The organism is Enterobacter sp. WI-ESBL-E8 (assembly GCF_053364895.1).
The window spans coordinates 1,864,096-1,882,190 of the sequence record NZ_JBRWXJ010000001.1 but is presented as its reverse complement, the minus strand read 5'-3'; the positions used below and the strand labels follow the sequence as shown (position 1 = coordinate 1,882,190).

Genomic DNA, 18,095 nt, shown 5'->3' with positions numbered 1-18,095 from the left:
TGAAAGGTCTTCGTTATTAGGCTATAATGCGGCAATTGATAACGCCTGAAAATACCATGAAGAAAACTTCTTTTACAAAACACCGGGTTGAGCGATTCAGCTCGCGACAAGCCACCAGAAGACCGAAAGAAACCCAGCCGACGCGGGTGATTCTGTTTAATAAACCCTACGATGTATTGCCGCAGTTCACCGATGAAGCCGGGCGCAGCACGCTGAAAGATTATATCCCCGTTCAGGGCGTTTATGCGGCCGGGCGACTGGACCGCGACAGCGAGGGACTGTTGGTCTTAACCAACGACGGTGCTTTGCAGGCGAAGCTCACGCAGCCGGGCAAACGTACCGGCAAAATATACTTTGTACAGGTTGAAGGCGAGCCGGATGACGAGACGCTGGCTAAGCTGCGCAACGGCGTGACCTTAAACGATGGTCCAACCCTGCCGGCAGGTATTGAACGCGTGAATGAACCGGAATGGCTGTGGCCGCGCAACCCGCCCATCCGGGAGCGTAAATCGATTCCGACAAGCTGGCTCAAAATCACCCTTTATGAAGGCCGCAACCGTCAGGTTCGGCGCATGACCGCACACGTCGGCTTCCCTACCCTGCGTCTGATTCGCTATGCCATGGGCAATTACACCCTGGAAACGCTGGCAAACGGCGAGTGGCGGGACGTTACCTCTTAAGGAGTTACTATGTTTAAACCTCATGTCACGGTAGCCTGCGTGGTCCACGCCCAGGGTAAATTCCTTGTGGTTGAAGAGAGCATTAATGGCAAAGCGCTGTGGAATCAGCCTGCCGGGCACCTTGAAGCCAATGAAACCTTGCTGCAGGCAGCGAAACGCGAACTGTGGGAAGAGACCGGGATTCACGCTGAGCCCCAGCACTTCATCCGTATGCACCAGTGGATTGCACCCGACAGCACCCCGTTCCTGCGCTTTTTATTTGCCGTTGAGCTTAGCGAAACGTGCGCCACAGCGCCGCAGGATGACGATATCGACCGCTGTCTGTGGGTCACCGCTGACGAGATCCTGAACGCGCCAAACCTGCGCTCGCCGCTGGTTGCGGAAAGCATTCGCTGCTGGCAATCTGCCGGGCGCTTACCGCTCGATGTCATCGGCGCTTTTAACTGGCCGTTTACAGAGGGTGTCAACGGTGGGGGGGCGTGATAGAATACGCCGCCTTGAAGTTCAATGTCGTGAGTATTCCATGTCAGATAACAGCCAGAAAAAAGTAATCGTCGGCATGTCCGGCGGTGTCGATTCCTCCGTTTCCGCCTACCTGTTACAGCAACAGGGCTATAAGGTGGAGGGCCTGTTCATGAAGAACTGGGAGGAAGATGATGGCGAGGAATATTGCACTGCCGCAGCGGATCTTGCCGACGCGCAGGCCGTTTGCGATAAGCTCGGCATTGAACTGCACACCGTTAACTTTGCCGCAGAATACTGGGACAACGTTTTTGAACTGTTCCTTGAAGAGTACAAAGCCGGCCGCACGCCAAACCCGGATATTCTGTGCAACAAAGAGATCAAATTTAAAGCCTTCCTGGAATTCGCCGCGGAAGATCTGGGCGCAGACTTTATTGCGACCGGTCACTACGTGCGTCGTGCAGATGTGAATGGCAAAAGCCAGCTGCTGCGCGGCCTGGACGGCAACAAAGATCAAAGCTACTTCCTCTATACGCTGAGCCACGAGCAAATCGCCCAGAGCCTGTTCCCGGTCGGCGAGCTGGAAAAGCCGCAGGTGCGTAAAATCGCTGAAGAGCTGGACCTGATCACCGCGAAGAAGAAAGACTCTACCGGTATCTGCTTCATCGGCGAACGTAAGTTCCGCGATTTCCTGGGTCGTTACCTGCCTGCACAGCCGGGTAAAATTGTTACCGTCGACGGCGAAGAGATTGGCCAGCATCAGGGGCTGATGTACCACACCTTAGGCCAGCGTAAAGGTCTGGGTATCGGCGGGACCAAAGAAGGTAGCGAAGATCCGTGGTACGTCGTCGACAAAGATGTCGAAAACAATATTCTGGTTGTTGCTCAGGGTCACGACCATCCGCGTCTGATGTCCGTTGGCCTTATCGCGCAGCAGCTGCACTGGGTCGATCGTGAGCCGCTAAAAGGCACGCTGCGCTGCACGGTGAAAACACGTTACCGTCAGACTGACATTCCTTGCACCATTACCGCGCTCGATGACGATCGCATTGACGTGCGTTTCGACGAGCCGGTCGCCGCCGTTACTCCGGGTCAGTCTGCTGTCTTCTACAGCGGTGAAATCTGCCTGGGCGGCGGGATCATTGAACAGCGTCTGCCGCTGCCCGCTGTTTAACACGATTGCACACATAAAGGAGACCGTGTGGCGAAGAACTACTATGACATCACCCTGGCACTGGCAGGAATTTGCCAGTCAGCCCGTCTGGTGCAACAGCTGGCACATCAGGGTCACTGCGACGCTGATGCCCTGCACGTTTCACTCAACAGCGTTATCGACCTCAACCCCGGCTCAACCTTGGGCGTGTTCGGCGGCAGTGAAACCAATCTTCGTCTCGGTCTTGAAACCCTGCTTGGCGTGCTCAACGCCAGCAGCCGTCAGGGGTTAAACGCAGAGCTGACCCGCTACACGCTAAGCCTGATGGTGCTGGAACGTAAGCTGAGCGCGGCGAAAGGCGCGCTCAACACCCTGGGCGATCGCATTGCCGGGCTACAGCGTCAGCTCGACCATTTTGACCTGCAGTCCGAAACGCTGCTGAGCGCCATGGCTGGCATTTATGTTGACGTCATCAGCCCGCTGGGCCCGCGTATTCAGGTTACCGGCTCCCCTGCTGTGCTGCAAAGCCCACAGGTACAGGCAAAGGTACGCGCTTCTCTGCTGGCAGGGATCCGCGCCGCCGTGCTGTGGCATCAGGTTGGCGGTGGCCGCCTGCAGTTAATGTTTTCTCGTAATCGCCTGACTACTCAGGCAAAACAAATTCTTGCTCATTGTTAACCTCCCGGAGTTGCGAATTATGGAATTATCCTCACTGACCGCCGTATCCCCTGTCGATGGACGCTACGGCGATAAAGTCAGCGCGCTGCGCGGGATCTTCAGCGAATATGGTTTGCTGAAGTTCCGTGTTCAGGTTGAAGTACGCTGGCTGCAAAAGCTGGCCGCCCAGGCAGCAATCAAGGAAGTTCCTGCTTTTGACGCCCAGGCAAACGATTACCTCGATAAAATCGTTGCCGACTTCAACGAAGAAGATGCTGCGCGCATTAAAACCATTGAGCGCACCACCAACCATGACGTAAAAGCGGTTGAGTATTTCCTGAAAGAGAAAGTGGAAAGCGTTCCTGCGCTGCATGCGGTGTCCGAGTTCATTCACTTCGCCTGTACCTCTGAAGACATCAACAACCTGTCGCACGCCCTGATGCTCTCCGCCGCACGCAAAGACGTGGTGCTGCCTTACTGGCGTAAAATCATCGACGCGGTGAAAGCGCTGTCCGTGGAATACCGCGATATCCCGCTGCTTTCCCGTACCCACGGTCAGCCAGCCACCCCATCCACGATGGGTAAAGAGATGGCGAACGTGGCGTACCGTATGGAGCGTCAGTACCGTCAGCTGGAGCAGGTTGAGATCCTCGGCAAAATCAACGGTGCGGTCGGTAACTATAACGCCCACATCGCCGCGTACCCGGAAGTTGACTGGCACCAGTTCAGCGAAGAGTTCGTGACCTCGCTGGGCATTCAGTGGAACCCGTACACCACCCAGATCGAGCCGCATGACTATATTGCGGAGCTGTTTGACTGCATCGCGCGCTTCAACACTATTCTGATCGACTTCGATCGTGACGTGTGGGGCTACGTCGCGCTGAACCACTTCAAACAGAAAACCATCGCCGGTGAGATCGGCTCGTCAACCATGCCGCACAAAGTGAACCCAATCGACTTCGAAAACTCCGAAGGCAACCTGGGTCTGGCAAATGCCGTGCTGCAGCATATGGCAAGCAAACTTCCGGTATCCCGCTGGCAGCGCGACCTGACCGACTCCACCGTGCTGCGTAACCTGGGCGTGGGCATTGGCTACGCGCTGATCGCTTATCAGTCCACCCTGAAAGGCGTGAGCAAGCTGGAAGTGAACCGCGATCGTCTGCTGGACGAGCTGGATCACAACTGGGAAGTTCTGGCAGAGCCTATTCAGACCGTGATGCGTCGTTACGGTATCGAAAAACCGTATGAAAAACTGAAAGAGCTGACCCGCGGCAAGCGCGTTGACGCCGAAGGGATGAAACAGTTTATCGACGGTCTGGCCCTGCCAGAAGAAGAGAAAACGCGCCTGAAAGCGATGACCCCTGCGAACTACATTGGCCGTGCCATCACTATGGTCGACGAGCTGAAGTAACGTCCCCTCCCCCCTTTCCACCCGGAAAGGGGGTTGCTTTTCCCCGGTTTACTCAATGTTTATCCCCACAGCAACATAATCAGCGTTAAACTATTCATACTATTAATTCTGGGAGAAAAGATGATGCGCGTACTGGTTGTTGAGGATAACGCATTGCTACGCCATCACCTGAAGGTTCAGCTTCAGGAGATGGGACATCAGGTGGACGATGCTGAAGATGCAAAAGAAGCCGATTATTATCTCAATGAACACCTGCCGGATATCGCCATCGTCGATTTAGGGTTGCCTGATGAAGACGGCCTGTCGTTAATTCGTCGCTGGCGCAGCCATGATGTTTCCCTGCCGGTTCTGGTTCTGACCGCCCGTGAAGGCTGGCAGGATAAGGTCGAAGTGCTCAGTGCGGGTGCAGACGATTACGTCACCAAGCCGTTTCATATTGAAGAGGTGGCGGCGCGCATGCAGGCGCTGTTACGCCGCAACAGCGGGCTGGCTTCACAGGTTATTTCCATCCCACCTTTCCAGGTCGATCTCTCCCGCCGGGAATTAGCGATCAACGACGAAGTGATCAAGCTAACCGCCTTCGAATACACCATCATGGAAACGCTGATCCGTAACAGCGGCAAGGTGGTGAGCAAAGATTCCTTAATGCTCCAGCTTTATCCTGACGCCGAACTGCGCGAGAGCCATACCATCGATGTGCTGATGGGACGACTGCGTAAGAAAATTCAGGCGCAGTACCCACAGGATGTGATTACCACCGTCCGTGGCCAGGGCTACCTGTTCGAATTACGCTAAATGAGACGGATTTTGCGCCATATCTTGCCCCTCTCGCTGCGGGTACGTTTTTTACTGGCAACGGCCGCCGTTGTGCTGGTGCTGTCGCTATCGTACGGCATGGTCGCCCTGGTGGGCTACAGCGTCAGCTTTGATAAAACGACCTTTCGCCTGTTGCGTGGTGAAAGCAATTTGTTTTATACCCTGGCGAAGTGGGAAAACAACAAAATCACCGTCGAAATGCCGGAAAACCTGAACCAGCAGAGTCCTACCCTGGCCCTGATTTATGACGAAAAGGGCAAGTTGCTCTGGGCACAGCGGGATATTCCCTGGCTGGTCAAAAGCATTCGCCCGGAGTGGCTTAAAACTAACGGATTTCACGAAATTGAAGCCGATCTCAACACCACCAGCTCGCTGATCCGTGAAGATCGCTCCCTGCAGCAAAAACTCAACGAGATCCGCGCGGATGATGCCGAAACGGAAATGACGCACTCCGTTGCGATTAACCTCTATCCGGCGACGCTGAACATGCCGCAGCTGACCATCGTGGTGATCGACACCATCCCGGTCGAGCTGAAGCATTCTTATATGGTCTGGAGCTGGTTCATTTACGTTCTGGCTGCGAATCTGCTGCTGGTGATCCCGCTGCTGTGGGTGGCGGCGTGGTGGAGCTTACGCCCCATTGAATCACTGGCGAAAGAGGTTCGCGAGCTGGAGGAACATCATCGCGAGAAGCTTAATCCGGAAACCACCCGCGAGCTCACCAGCCTGGTGCGTAACCTCAACCGCCTGTTGAAAAGCGAACGCGAGCGCTATGATAAATACCGTACAACCCTTACCGATCTTACCCACAGCCTGAAAACGCCGCTGGCCGTCATGCAGAGTACCCTGCGGTCAATGCGCAGCTCAAAGCTGAGCGTCGATGATGCCGAGCCGGTGATGCTGGAACAGATCAGCCGTATTTCCCAGCAAATTGGCTATTATCTGCACCGCGCCAGTATGCGCTCAGGCAGCGCGCTGCTGAGCCGGGAACTGCATCCGGTGGCACCGCTTCTGGATAACCTCACGTCCGCCCTCAACAAGGTGTATCAGCGTAAAGGGGTGAACATCAGCCTCGATATCTCGCCTGAGATAAGCTTTGTTGGTGAGAAAAATGATTTCATGGAAGTGATGGGTAACCTGCTGGATAACGCCTGCAAATACTGCCTGGAGTTTGTGGAAGTGTCGGCACGCCAGACGGATAACGAACTGCATATTATCGTTGAGGACGATGGCCCGGGGATCCCGCGCAATAAACGTGATGTGGTGTTCGACCGCGGTCAACGCGCCGATACGCTGCGTCCCGGTCAGGGCGTTGGGCTCGCAGTCGCCCGGGAAATTGTCGACCAGTACGACGGAAAAATCGAAACCAGCGAAAGTTTGCTGGGCGGGGCCAGAATGGAGGTCATTTTTGCTCGTCAGCAGCCCACATCGAACGATAGTTAACCCGTTATGTGAAAAATGCGAGGATCTCGCAGCCGGGGGGCCGAGCTTCCGTTATAATCCGAGTCAGTAAGAGCCTGCGGAATAAAAAAATATGGATTATCACTTAACACTTAACTGGCCCGAGTTTATTGAACGTTACTGGCAAAAGCGCCCGGTGGTTCTTAAACGCGGGTTCAGCAATTTTGTCGACCCCATCTCGCCTGACGAACTGGCCGGTCTGGCCATGGAAAACGAAGTCGACAGCCGTCTGGTCAGCCACCAGGACGGGAAATGGCAGGTTAGCCACGGTCCTTTCGAAAGCTACGATCACCTCGGTGAAAACAACTGGTCGCTGCTGGTGCAGGCGGTCAACCACTGGCATGAGCCCACCGCCGCATTAATGCGCCCGTTCCGTGCCCTGCCTGACTGGCGAATGGACGATCTGATGATCTCCTTCTCCGTGCCGGGCGGCGGCGTAGGCCCGCATCTGGACCAGTACGACGTGTTTATCATCCAGGGAACGGGCCGCCGCCGCTGGCGCGTGGGCGAAAAAGTGCCAATGAAACAGCACTGCCCGCATCCGGACCTGCTTCAGGTTGATCCTTTTGAAGGGATCATCGACGAAGAGCTGGAGCCGGGCGATATTCTCTACATTCCGCCGGGATTCCCTCACGAAGGTTACTCCCTGGAAAACTCGCTCAACTACTCCGTCGGCTTCCGCGCGCCAAGCGGCCGCGAGATGATCAGCGGATTTGCCGACTATGTTCTGCAGCGCGAGCTGGGCAGCTACCGTTATAGCGATCCGGACGTGCCTGCGCGCGAGCATCCGGCGGATATCCTGCCCGCAGAGCTGGATAAGCTGCGCGGCATGATGCTGGATCTGATCAACGAACCGGAACATTTCCGTCAGTGGTTTGGTGAGTTTATCAGCCAGTCTCGCCATGAGCTTGACGTTGCGCCACCAGAGCCGCCTTATCAGGCCGACGAGATTTATGATGCCCTTCAGCAGGGCGATAAGCTGGTACGTCTGGGCGGGTTGCGCGTGCTGCGCATTGGTGAAGAGGTCTTCGTTAACGGCGAGAAGCTGGATTCCCCGCACCGTCCGGCGCTGGAAGCCATTGCCAGCCATCTGGTGTTGACTGCCGAGACCTTTGGCGATGCGCTGGAAGACCCGTCCTTCCTCGCGATGCTGGCCGCGCTGGTCAACAGCGGGTACTGGTTCTTTGAGGACTGAGTCGTAAGCATTTGCCGGGTGGCGGCTACGCCTTACCCGGCCTACATTCAGATCGTAGGCCGGGTAAGCGCAGCGCCACCCGGCGTTTTTATCGCCGCTCACCCGCCACAAAATCCTCGATCTCTCCGGCCCAGTCGACCGGATACAACCCTTTCTGCACATCCCGATGAAACGTTGAATACGGCCAGTCGCTGACCTTACTGACATAGCCATGTTTCACCGGATTGATGTAGATGTAATCCACATGCCGACGGTAGTCCTCTTCGTTACGGACGGTGTGCTCCCAGAAGCGTGGCTGCCAGATATGGCGCATGTCGATGTTGCGGCTGAATGTCTTTTTGATGTCGCGCCAGCGAGCGGAAAAATCACTGTCTCCTTCCGGCAAGGTCCAGATACAGTGCATATGTTCAGGAAGGATGACCCAGGCATTGATTGTAAAAGGCTTTGCACGTTTAACCGCAGCAGTTGCGGCACGGATGCTATCGATATGACGGGTAAGCAAATCGCTCTGACGGTTTTGCAGATTAACGGTAAAAAACCAGGCGCCGCCGGGAACGTAGTGGCGACGATAGTTTGACATGGGCGCTCCTTGCCTTAATGCCGGGTGGCGGCTTCGCCTTACCCGGCCTACATTCCGATCGTAGGCCCGGTAAGCGAAGCGCCACCGGGCAATGTTTTATCGCTTCGCAGTTAACTCCGCTATCCGCACAATCACCTTCACCGCCTTTTCCATGCCTTCGAGGGTGACGAATTCATGTTTACCATGGTAGTTATATCCTCCGGTAAACAGATTCGGGCACGGTAATCCCATGAATGAAAGCTGCGAACCGTCGGTTCCGCCGCGAATCGGTTTTAATTCCGGTTCAATGTCGCAGTCGCGCATGGCCTGCTGGGCAATATCAAGAATATGCGGATGGGCCATCACCTTCTCACGCATATTGTAATAGCTGTCTTCAATGATCAGCTCGATATAGCAGTCAGGATGTAACCCTTTGCCCACTTTCTTCGCAATTTCCATCATCTTGCGCTTACGCGCCTCAAAAGCTTTGCGATCGAAATCGCGGATGATGTAGTGCATCTGCGCGCTGTCCACGGTGCCTTTAATGCTGGTCAGATGATAGAAACCTTCATACCCTTCGGTCTGTTCAGGGCTCTCTTCCGCCGGGACTTCCGCATGAATTCGCGACGCCAGCGATAAGGCGTTCACCATCACGCCTTTCGCCGAACCGGGGTGAACATTGTTGCCGACAATTTTGATCGTGACGGACGCGGCATTGAAGTTTTCATACTCCAGTTCACCGACGCCGCCGCCGTCAACGGTATAGGCCCACTGCGCGTTGAAGGCTTCCACGTCGAAATGTTTCGCGCCTTTACCGACCTCTTCGTCCGGCGTAAAGGCCACGCGTATATCCCCGTGCGGGATATTTTTCTCTTTCAGCACGGCCAGCGCCGTCATGATTTCGGCTATACCGGCTTTGTCATCGGCACCCAGCAGCGTTTTTCCGTCGGTGGTGATCAGCGTCTGGCCCAGCAGCTGGTGCAGCACCGGGAACATCACGGGAGAGAGCACTTCGTCACCAATGCCCAGCGCAATGTCGCCGCCGCGGTAGTTTTCAACAATCTGCGGGTTCACATGCTTACCGCTAAAATCCGGAGAGGTGTCGACATGGGAGATAAAGCCAATCGCGGGAATGTCGCCCGGGACATTCGCCGGCAGCCTTGCCATCACAGTGCCTTTCTCGCTTAACGTGACGTTGACCAGCCCCATGGCGTCAAGCTGCTCTTTAAGCAGGTTTAATAGCTTCCACTGGCCTTCGGTGCTCGGCACCTGGCGAACACCCGGTTTAGATTGGGTATCCAGCGAAACGTACTGTAAAAAACGCTCAAGTAATTTATCCATGCAGTCACCCTCACTTTTTGTGACAACATTATCAATAAGCATCAAAACGCAAATATTGCGTCAGGTCACTTTTATCCCGCAAACGAGAATATTTTCCGTTTATATCGTTATACGTAAGTAAATGTAGCTTATGAATCAGTGACAAGGATTGGCGATCGCAGGGGATTGCCGTAGAATGTCCGCCCTCATTACGAGTCACCAAGGTGGTTACACACAAACCCCGCTTCAGTCTGCTGCCTGAGGCGTCTATATGGGACAGCGCAAAAATTGAATACACAATCCCGTTCACGTTCGCCGCTGGTGAAACTGGAACGAATTCGTAAAAGTTTTGATGGTAAAGACGTCATTTCCGACCTCAATCTCACCATCAATGACGGTGAGTTTCTTACGCTGCTTGGCCCCTCTGGCTGCGGCAAAACAACCGTACTGCGCCTTATCGCCGGGCTGGAAAGCGTCGATAACGGCCATATCCATCTTGAAAACCAGGACATCACGCGGGTTCCCGCTGAAGATCGCCACGTCAACACCGTCTTTCAGAGCTATGCCCTGTTCCCGCACATGACCGTGTTTGAGAACGTGGCGTTTGGCCTGCGGATGCAAAAAACCCCGGCGAATGAGATCGAACCGCGCGTCACTGAAGCCCTGCGCATGGTGCAGCTTGAGACGTTTGCCCAGCGTAAACCCCATCAGCTTTCCGGCGGCCAGCAGCAGCGTGTGGCCATCGCCCGCGCCGTGGTCAACAAGCCTCGCCTGCTCTTGCTGGATGAATCCCTCTCCGCGCTGGATTACAAGCTGCGCAAGCAGATGCAGAACGAACTCAAGGCCCTGCAGCGCAAGCTCGGCATTACCTTCGTCTTCGTCACCCACGACCAGGAAGAGGCCCTGACCATGTCCGACCGCATCGTGGTGATGCGTGACGGCAAAATCGAGCAGGACGGCACGCCGCGTGAAATTTACGAAGAGCCGAAAAACCTGTTTGTGGCCAGCTTCATTGGTGAGATCAACCTCTTCAACGCCACGGTGATTGAACGTCTGGACGACCAGCGCGTGCGGGCCAACGTTGAAGGTCGCGAGTGCAATATCACGGTGAATTTCCCGGTCGAAAAGGGACAAAAGCTTAACGTTCTGCTGCGCCCGGAAGATCTGCGCGTCGACGAAATTCACGGCAACACCGAGGCCGAAGGACTGATCGGCTATATTCGCGAGCGCAACTACAAAGGGATGACGCTGGAATCCGTCGTCGAGCTGGAGAACGGCAAAATGGTGATGGTCAGCGAGTTCTTTAACGAGGACGACCCTGACTTTGACCACTCTCTCGACCAGAAAATGGTTATCAACTGGGTAGAAAGCTGGGAGGTTGTGCTGGCTGATGAAGAACACAAGTAAGTTCCAGAATGTGGTGATTGCCACGATCGTCGGTTGGCTTGTGCTCTTTGTCTTTTTACCCAACCTGATGATCGTCGCCACCAGCTTCCTGACTCGCGACGATACAAACTTCGTGAAGCTGGTCTTTACGCTGGATAACTACGCGCGCCTGCTCGATCCGCTCTATTTTGACGTGCTGCTGCACTCGCTCAATATGGCGCTGATTGCCACCGTTGCCTGTCTGGTGCTGGGCTACCCTTTTGCGTGGTTTCTGGCGAAACTGCCGCAGAAGGTGCGCCCGCTGCTGCTGTTTTTACTGATTGTGCCGTTCTGGACAAACTCGCTGATTCGCATCTACGGGCTGAAAATTTTCCTCAGCACCAAAGGCTATCTCAACGCGTTTCTGCTGTGGCTGGGGGTGATTGATACCCCAATACGCATCATGTTTACCCCGAGCGCGGTGATTGTGGGCCTGGTCTATATCCTGCTGCCGTTTATGGTGATGCCGCTCTACTCCAGTATTGAGAAGCTGGATAAACCGCTGCTGGAAGCGGCAAAAGATCTGGGTGCCAACAAGCTTCAGACGTTTATCCGCATTATCATCCCGCTGACCATGCCCGGCATTATCGCGGGGTGTCTGCTGGTGATGCTCCCGGCGATGGGCCTGTTCTACGTGTCTGACCTGATGGGCGGCGCGAAAAACCTGCTGATTGGGAATGTGATTAAAAGTCAGTTCCTCAACATTCGCGACTGGCCGTTCGGATCCGCGACCAGCATTACGCTGACCGTGGTGATGGGGCTGATGCTGCTGGTCTACTGGCGCGCGTCACGGCTGCTGAACAAGAAGGTGGAACTCGAATGATCGGTCGACTGCTTCGCGGCGGTTTTATGACCGCTATTTACGCTTACCTTTATATCCCGATTATCATTTTGATCGTGAACTCGTTTAACAGCTCGCGCTTCGGCATCAGCTGGCAGGGCTTTACCACCGACTGGTATAGCCTGCTGATGAACAATGATAGCCTGCTGCAGGCGGCGCAGCACTCGCTGACGATGGCGATTTTCTCCGCCACCTTCGCCACGCTGATTGGCTCACTGACCGCCGTGGCGCTGTATCGCTATCGCTTTCGCGGCAAACCGTTCGTCAGCGGCATGCTGTTTGTGGTGATGATGTCACCGGACATCGTGATGGCCATTTCGCTGCTGGTGCTGTTTATGCTGCTGGGCGTGCAGCTTGGCTTCTGGTCACTGCTGTTCTCGCATATCACCTTCTGCCTGCCGTTTGTGGTGGTGACGGTCTTTGCACGCCTGAAGGGGTTCGACGTGCGCATGCTGGAGGCGGCGAAAGATTTGGGTGCCAGCGAGATGACCATTCTGCGCAAAATCATCCTGCCGCTGGCGATGCCCGCCGTCGCGGCGGGATGGCTGCTCAGCTTCACGTTGTCGATGGATGACGTGGTGGTTTCCTCCTTCGTGACGGGACCGAGCTACGAAATACTGCCACTGAAAATTTACTCAATGGTAAAAGTCGGCGTCTCGCCTGAGGTGAACGCGCTGGCGACCATTCTGCTGGTGTTCTCGCTGGTGCTGGTCATTGCCAGCCAGCTTATTGCTCGTGATAAAACAAAATCTCAGGGGACAATGAAATGAAAAAAATGCTCGCCGCTGCGGCACTAGTACTTGGCATGGGTGCCGCACACGCCGATGACGGCAAAACGCTCTACTTCTACAACTGGACCGAGTACGTGCCGCCGGGCCTGCTGGAACAGTTCACGAAGGAGACGGGTATCAAGGTTATCTACTCGACCTACGAGTCGAATGAAACCATGTACGCCAAGCTGAAAACGTACAAAGACGGCGCGTACGATCTGGTCGTTCCTTCCACCTATTTTGTCGACAAAATGCGCAAAGAGGGGATGATTCAGAAGATCGATAAAACGAAGCTAACCCATTTTTCAAACCTCGATCCGGAGATGCTCAACAAGCCATTCGATCCCAATAACGACTACTCTATTCCGTATATCTGGGGCGCGACCGCAATTGGCGTCAACGGCGATGCCCTCGATCCGAAAACGGTGACCAGCTGGGCCGACCTGTGGAAACCGGAATACAAAGGGAGCCTGCTGTTAACCGACGACGCGCGTGAAGTGTTCCAGGTGGCGCTGCGCAAGCTGGGCTACTCAGGCAACACGACGGATCCAAAAGAGATTGAAGCGGCGTATAACGAGCTGAAAAAGCTGATGCCTAACGTGGCGGCGTTCAACTCAGATAACCCGGCAAACCCGTATATGGAAGGTGAAGTGAATCTGGGAATGGTGTGGAACGGCTCCGCGTACGTGGCCCGCCAGGCCGGCACGCCGCTTGAGGTGGTCTGGCCGAAGGAAGGCGGGATCTTCTGGATGGATAGCCTCGCCATCCCTGCCAACGCGAAAAACGTGGACGGTGCGATGAAGCTGATTAACTTCCTGCTGCGCCCGGACGTGGCGAAACAGGTTGCCGAGACGATTGGCTACCCGACGCCAAACCTGGCCGCGCGCAAGCTGCTGAAGCCGGAAGTGGCTAACGATAAATCGCTTTATCCGGATGCCCAGACCATCAGCAAAGGTGAATGGCAGAATGACGTCGGCGACGCCAGCCGACTCTACGAAGAGTATTACCAAAAATTAAAAGCGGGCCGATAAACGGTGACGCGCGCTTCCTCACGCCGCCTGGACGGCGTGAGGAAGGATTAACTGGCCGCATTTTCCCCAGCCCAGATCGTTGCCTTTCTCATCGCCTCCACCACGTCCTCATCGGACAGACCCAGCGCCTGACGGATTCGGGTTGCTTCGTCCCACTGCTGCTGTTCATAGTAACGGCAAAGGCTGATCATATCGGCTAACCGTCCCTCCTGATGGCACAGCGCGTTACTCACACTCTGCGGCACCGCAATTTGCTTCATCAGCTCTGCCATCGGCAGCTCAAGCAGGGTATCGAGCAGTGAAAACAGGCCGCACATGAATGCATTTTCAGCCAGCGTCGGTTCGTTGATGGTCTCTGCAATCAGCTCGCAGAACTTACCGCGCATCATGCTCAACGGATAAAGCTCGCTGACGGTGTCATTGCCCGCGCTTGCCAGGACCACGACGGCAACAAACCGCCTCAGCTGGTTTTCTCCGAGGTATCTGAGCACCTCACTCAGGGTTAACTTGCTGAAATTACAGGCACCGATATGCTTAAATGCGGTGTGCTTCATGTAGCGCATGATTTTCCAGGACAGCGTCAGATCGGTTTTTATCAACGACTCGATAATGCGAAAATCAGGTTTATTGCGCCCAACTTCCATTTGCAGGCGGAAAATCGCCAACTGGTTTTGCGATAGCCGTTTATATTTAATGACCTCAGGACGGCAGAAAAAATAGCCCTGAAATAGAGAAAAACCTTCTTGCCTGTATTGTTCGAATTCCTCTTTAGTCTCAATTTTTTCAGCGAGATATTTAATATGCCCGGTCAGATTATTACGTTCTTTCAGATACGCTTTAATTTGCGCTAAGGAATAATTTCTGACATCGAATTTCAGTATCGAAATATAGGGTAAAAAAGCATCCCATTCAGGTGCAAGGGTGAAATCATCAAGCGCAAACTGATAGCCGTGCGCATTCATCTCCTTGACGGCCTGCAGCAGCTCTGCCCCCGGCACCGCATCTTCAAGGATCTCAATGACCACGCTCTCTTTATCGAGCGCTTCACCACTGCGGTCGATGACCATTCTTGACGGGAAATTAATAAACGACGTATGTGTGCCTGCGATGCGCTGGGACGGCACGCATAAAAACTGGTCCGATATCATTCTGGATGTGGCATATTCCGCCGACACATCCGGAAAACGGTTTGTCATCCCATCTCTGAAAAGCAGCTCATAGGCCACCGTCTTCATCTCAGGGTTAAAAATGGGTTGTCGCGCGATAAATCCGTACATATCCCATCCTCCTCTACAACTTTATATTTATTAGCATCCTCTTTCTACACCACGATAACGAGCATTATCGAGCGCTATTTTGATTGAATGCACAAAATAAAAGCATCCACACTAATTAACGGGATTTAATATTATGGAAATTTAAATTAAATATTTCCGGCGCTCTACAGAAAGAGGACGAAATATCCGATAAGTACTGAGTGCCTGCCCGACATGCACGCCTTACGGGAGATGAGAATGAAAGACGCCATGGTCCGGAAACAAAAAATAAGAGTCAAGACGTTGATGCTATTGTCCATTTTCCTCACCGTGACGGTGGGCTTTACGGCAACGATCGGGTTTATGATGTGGCAGTGGATGGCGCAGCAGGAGGTTCTGGCCAAAAAGCATATTCGTCAAATTGCCGAGGTGCAATCCTTGCACGTCAGCAAACAGCTGGATTCTGCCCTGGCTGCCGCCCGGGATATGGGCAACAGCGCCCTGGCGCTGCGCGAGGCGGGCGTGAGCGATCGTCAGAGCCTTAATCAGCTGCTCATCCACTACCTCTCCGCTCACCCACAGTTTCTCTCCATGTCGATGGCCTTTGAGCCCAACGCGTTCGACGATAAAGATGCCACCCTGGCCGGTCAAAGCGGTGAAGATCCTGCCGGGCGTTACGCCCGCTACGTCGACCGCGACGCCACCGGCAAACCGGCATTACACCTGCTGACGGATATCGAAACGCCCGGTAGTGGAGATTACTATCTGCTGCCGAAACAACGGCATAAAGACGTGATCATCGAGCCCTATATTTACCCCTACAACGGCGTAGACGTGATGCTCACCTCGATTGCCGCCCCCATCATGCGTGACGGTCAGTTCCTGGGGTCGGTCACCTCTGACTTCTCCCTGGCTACCCTGCAATCTACGATCGGGGCGATTAAACCGTGGAACGGCACAGGCTACGCCCTGCTCCTTTCAGCCGGTAACAACGTGGTGTCCAGCCCGGACAAACGAGCGGCAGGCAAGCCTTACGCGGGCCAGATTGCGGGTCATGAGGTTATACGAGCTAACGATCCGCTGCTGAAGGAAGAGGTGTTTATCACCTGGCAGGAGATCGCCGTCGGTAACAGCCAGACGCCGTGGAAGCTCGCCATTGTCACCCCGGTCAGCGAAGTCATGGCCGAAGCGCGCGCATTTTTACTGAAAGCCATCGTCCTGATGGTGTTAAGCATCGTTGCGGTGAGTCTGGTGATGGCTCAGATCTTTACCCGCAAAGTTGACCGTCCGGTTGGAGGGGAGCCTTCGGAGGCCGCGGGGATCGCCCTGGCCGTTGCCCGGGGGGATCTGAACAACACCATCCCGGTTCGCTCCGGGGATACCCACAGCATTTTTTATGCCCTGCACACCATGCAGACGCAGCTCAAGCGCATCGTCGGCAACATCAGCGAGGCCAGCCATTCCGTGCACGGCGGCACCAGCGAAATTTCGGCGGGCAACCTTGACCTCGCCTCACGTACCGAAGAACAGGCGGCGGCAATTGTTGAAACGGCAGCCAGCATGGAGGAGATTTCGGTCACGGTTAAGAATAACGCCGACAACGCGCACAAGGCCACCACGCTGACCGATCGCGCCGCGAGCCTCGCCGGGCATGGCGAAACGCTGGTGAACGACGTGGTCGTTGTGATCGGAGAGATTGATGAGAGCGCGCGTAAGATCGGTGAGATTAACAGCATCGTCGACGGCATCGCCTTCCAGACCAATATCCTGGCGCTGAATGCTGCCGTTGAGGCGGCGCGCGCGGGCGAACAGGGGCGCGGCTTTGCGGTAGTCGCAGGGGAAGTGCGCAATCTTGCCCAGCGAAGCGCTAACGCGGCAAAAGAGATCTCTCAATTGATTGCCGAGTCCTCAGGCCGCGTCAGCAAAGGCGTTGAGCTGGTCAATGAAACCGGCGTGATGATGAAGCAGGTGATTGAGGCGGTGTCGCACGTGCATCTGGTCATCAACGATATTGTTCAGGCGCTGGACGAGCAGAATCGGGGGATTAGCCAGGTCAGCACCGCCGTGAATCAGATGGACAGCACCACCCAGCAGAACGCCTCTTTGGTTCAGCAGATCTCTGCGGCGGCGCTCTCACTGGATGAGCAGGCTAAATCGCTGGAGAAGACGCTGGCGTTCTTTCATTCATAAATAATAAGGCACCCGCAGGACGGGTGCCTTTTCACGCGATTGCCGTTACAGCCCCTTCAGGAGCTTGTCGACAAACTCCGGAACGACCGCGCTTGCCAGGCCATAGTGTTTCTCTTCAAACTCGCTGCCCACCTGACTGGGTTCGAGGTTGAGTTCTACCGTATGCGCACCGTGCAGTCGCGCTTCGTGAACAAACCCCGCAGCCGGGTAAACATGGCCGGATGTGCCAATCGCGATAAATACGTCAGCCATGGCCAGCGCGCTGTAGATCTCATCCATGCCCAGCGGCATTTCGCCAAACCAGACCACGTGCGGTCGCAGGCGCGACGGGAACTGGCAGCAGTGGCATTTATCCTCTGGCAACACATCCTCTTTCCAGTCCAGAACCTGACCGCTCCAGGCGCAGCGAACTTTGAGCAGCTCGCCGTGCATATGGATGATGTTTTTGTTGCCGGCACGCTCGTGCAGGTTGTCGATATTCTGCGTCACCAGCAGAAAACGATCGCCCAGCGCCTCTTCCAGCTTCGCCAGCGCCAGATGCGCGGCATTCGGGGCAATCTCTGGCTGGAGAAGCTGGCGACGGCGGGCATTGTAGAATGCCTGCACGAGATCCGGATCGCGGGCAAAGCCCTCCGGCGTGGCGACATCCTCCACGCGGTGCTCTTCCCACAACCCGTCCGCCGCGCGGAAGGTTCGAATTCCTGACTCGGCGGAGATCCCCGCCCCGGTCAGCACCACCACTCTGGGTTTATCCATCGCTTCTGGCATCATTCTGTCTCTGAAAAAGATCCGCTGGCGCAAGCGCTCACGTAAGCGGCGTTTATTTTTGCGAAAACGGCTGAGTCGACCCTGGCGACGCGACAGCATA

Annotated in this window: 17 protein-coding genes; 13 read left to right on the top strand and 4 right to left on the bottom strand. The window is 55.1% G+C overall.

Annotated features, from left to right (window positions below):
- The first annotated feature begins 26 nt into the window (after nucleotides 1-26).
- From rluE to ACWHWP_RS08905, 8 genes are all read left to right on the top strand, one after another.
- The gene (rluE, locus tag ACWHWP_RS08940; protein ID WP_063955926.1) at nucleotides 27-680 is read left to right on the top strand and encodes a 23S rRNA pseudouridine(2457) synthase RluE; all 654 of its coding nucleotides are present in this window, start codon (nucleotides 27-29) and stop codon (nucleotides 678-680) included.
- Nucleotides 681-689: 9 nt separating this feature from the next.
- Nucleotides 690-1,163, top strand: coding sequence for an NUDIX hydrolase (locus ACWHWP_RS08935; protein WP_047348927.1), 474 nt, complete (start codon nucleotides 690-692; stop codon nucleotides 1,161-1,163).
- Nucleotides 1,164-1,203: 40 nt separating this feature from the next.
- Complete coding sequence (gene mnmA, locus ACWHWP_RS08930; RefSeq protein ID WP_047348928.1) at nucleotides 1,204-2,316, top strand: tRNA 2-thiouridine(34) synthase MnmA; 1,113 nt, start codon at nucleotides 1,204-1,206, stop codon at nucleotides 2,314-2,316.
- A gap of 27 nt (nucleotides 2,317-2,343) precedes the next feature.
- Entirely contained in the window at nucleotides 2,344-2,973 is a 630-nt protein-coding gene (hflD, locus tag ACWHWP_RS08925; protein WP_013097081.1) for a high frequency lysogenization protein HflD, read from the top strand.
- Nucleotides 2,974-2,992: 19 nt separating this feature from the next.
- Nucleotides 2,993-4,363, top strand: a complete 1,371-nt coding sequence (purB, locus tag ACWHWP_RS08920) for an adenylosuccinate lyase (protein WP_063955924.1) — start codon at nucleotides 2,993-2,995, stop codon at nucleotides 4,361-4,363.
- 123 nt (nucleotides 4,364-4,486) lie between these two features.
- Nucleotides 4,487-5,158: a two-component system response regulator PhoP gene (gene phoP / locus ACWHWP_RS08915; protein ID WP_045285019.1), complete on the top strand. Its 672-nt coding sequence runs from the start codon at nucleotides 4,487-4,489 to the stop codon at nucleotides 5,156-5,158.
- Complete coding sequence (gene phoQ / locus ACWHWP_RS08910) at nucleotides 5,159-6,622, top strand: two-component system sensor histidine kinase PhoQ (protein ID WP_063430339.1); 1,464 nt, start codon at nucleotides 5,159-5,161, stop codon at nucleotides 6,620-6,622.
- Nucleotides 6,623-6,713: 91 nt separating this feature from the next.
- The gene (locus tag ACWHWP_RS08905) at nucleotides 6,714-7,835 is read left to right on the top strand and encodes a ribosomal protein uL16 3-hydroxylase (RefSeq protein WP_063955840.1); all 1,122 of its coding nucleotides are present in this window, start codon (nucleotides 6,714-6,716) and stop codon (nucleotides 7,833-7,835) included.
- 88 nt (nucleotides 7,836-7,923) lie between these two features.
- On the opposite strand, the gene ACWHWP_RS08900 is transcribed toward ACWHWP_RS08905, so the two are convergent.
- Complete coding sequence (locus tag ACWHWP_RS08900) at nucleotides 7,924-8,415, bottom strand: REP-associated tyrosine transposase (protein ID WP_447855422.1); 492 nt, start codon at nucleotides 8,413-8,415, stop codon at nucleotides 7,924-7,926.
- Nucleotides 8,416-8,511: 96 nt separating this feature from the next.
- Nucleotides 8,512-9,735, bottom strand: a complete 1,224-nt coding sequence (pepT, locus tag ACWHWP_RS08895) for a peptidase T (RefSeq protein WP_447855421.1) — start codon at nucleotides 9,733-9,735, stop codon at nucleotides 8,512-8,514.
- A gap of 237 nt (nucleotides 9,736-9,972) precedes the next feature.
- Between pepT and potA the strand changes: the two genes are divergently transcribed.
- From potA to potD, 4 genes are read left to right on the top strand one after another with little or no spacing between them, the layout of a single operon-like run.
- Entirely contained in the window at nucleotides 9,973-11,121 is a 1,149-nt protein-coding gene (gene potA, locus ACWHWP_RS08890) for a spermidine/putrescine ABC transporter ATP-binding protein PotA (RefSeq protein ID WP_165587305.1), read from the top strand.
- Nucleotides 11,105-11,962, top strand: coding sequence for a spermidine/putrescine ABC transporter permease PotB (potB, locus tag ACWHWP_RS08885; RefSeq protein WP_063430348.1), 858 nt, complete (start codon nucleotides 11,105-11,107; stop codon nucleotides 11,960-11,962). Before potA ends, potB begins: the two co-directional genes overlap by 17 nt.
- Nucleotides 11,959-12,750, top strand: coding sequence for a spermidine/putrescine ABC transporter permease PotC (gene potC, locus ACWHWP_RS08880; RefSeq protein ID WP_059311012.1), 792 nt, complete (start codon nucleotides 11,959-11,961; stop codon nucleotides 12,748-12,750). The genes potB and potC overlap by 4 nt, the downstream gene beginning before the upstream one ends.
- Nucleotides 12,747-13,781 carry a spermidine/putrescine ABC transporter substrate-binding protein PotD gene (gene potD, locus ACWHWP_RS08875; protein WP_063430349.1) on the top strand — a complete coding sequence of 345 codons (1,035 nt, stop codon included), beginning with the start codon at nucleotides 12,747-12,749 and terminating at the stop codon, nucleotides 13,779-13,781. Before potC ends, potD begins: the two co-directional genes overlap by 4 nt.
- A 47-nt stretch (nucleotides 13,782-13,828) precedes the next feature.
- Here the strand turns inward: potD and ACWHWP_RS08870 are convergent, their stop codons facing one another.
- Nucleotides 13,829-15,058, bottom strand: coding sequence for an EAL and HDOD domain-containing protein (locus ACWHWP_RS08870; RefSeq protein WP_059311014.1), 1,230 nt, complete (start codon nucleotides 15,056-15,058; stop codon nucleotides 13,829-13,831).
- A 237-nt stretch (nucleotides 15,059-15,295) separates the two neighbouring features.
- On the opposite strand from ACWHWP_RS08870, the gene ACWHWP_RS08865 reads away from it, so the two are divergent.
- Entirely contained in the window at nucleotides 15,296-17,227 is a 1,932-nt protein-coding gene (locus ACWHWP_RS08865) for a methyl-accepting chemotaxis protein (RefSeq protein ID WP_059311015.1), read from the top strand.
- A 45-nt stretch (nucleotides 17,228-17,272) separates the two neighbouring features.
- Here the strand turns inward: ACWHWP_RS08865 and cobB are convergent, their stop codons facing one another.
- Entirely contained in the window at nucleotides 17,273-18,094 is an 822-nt protein-coding gene (cobB, locus tag ACWHWP_RS08860) for a Sir2 family NAD+-dependent deacetylase (RefSeq protein ID WP_047348973.1), read from the bottom strand.
- Nucleotide 18,095 lies beyond the last annotated feature (1 nt).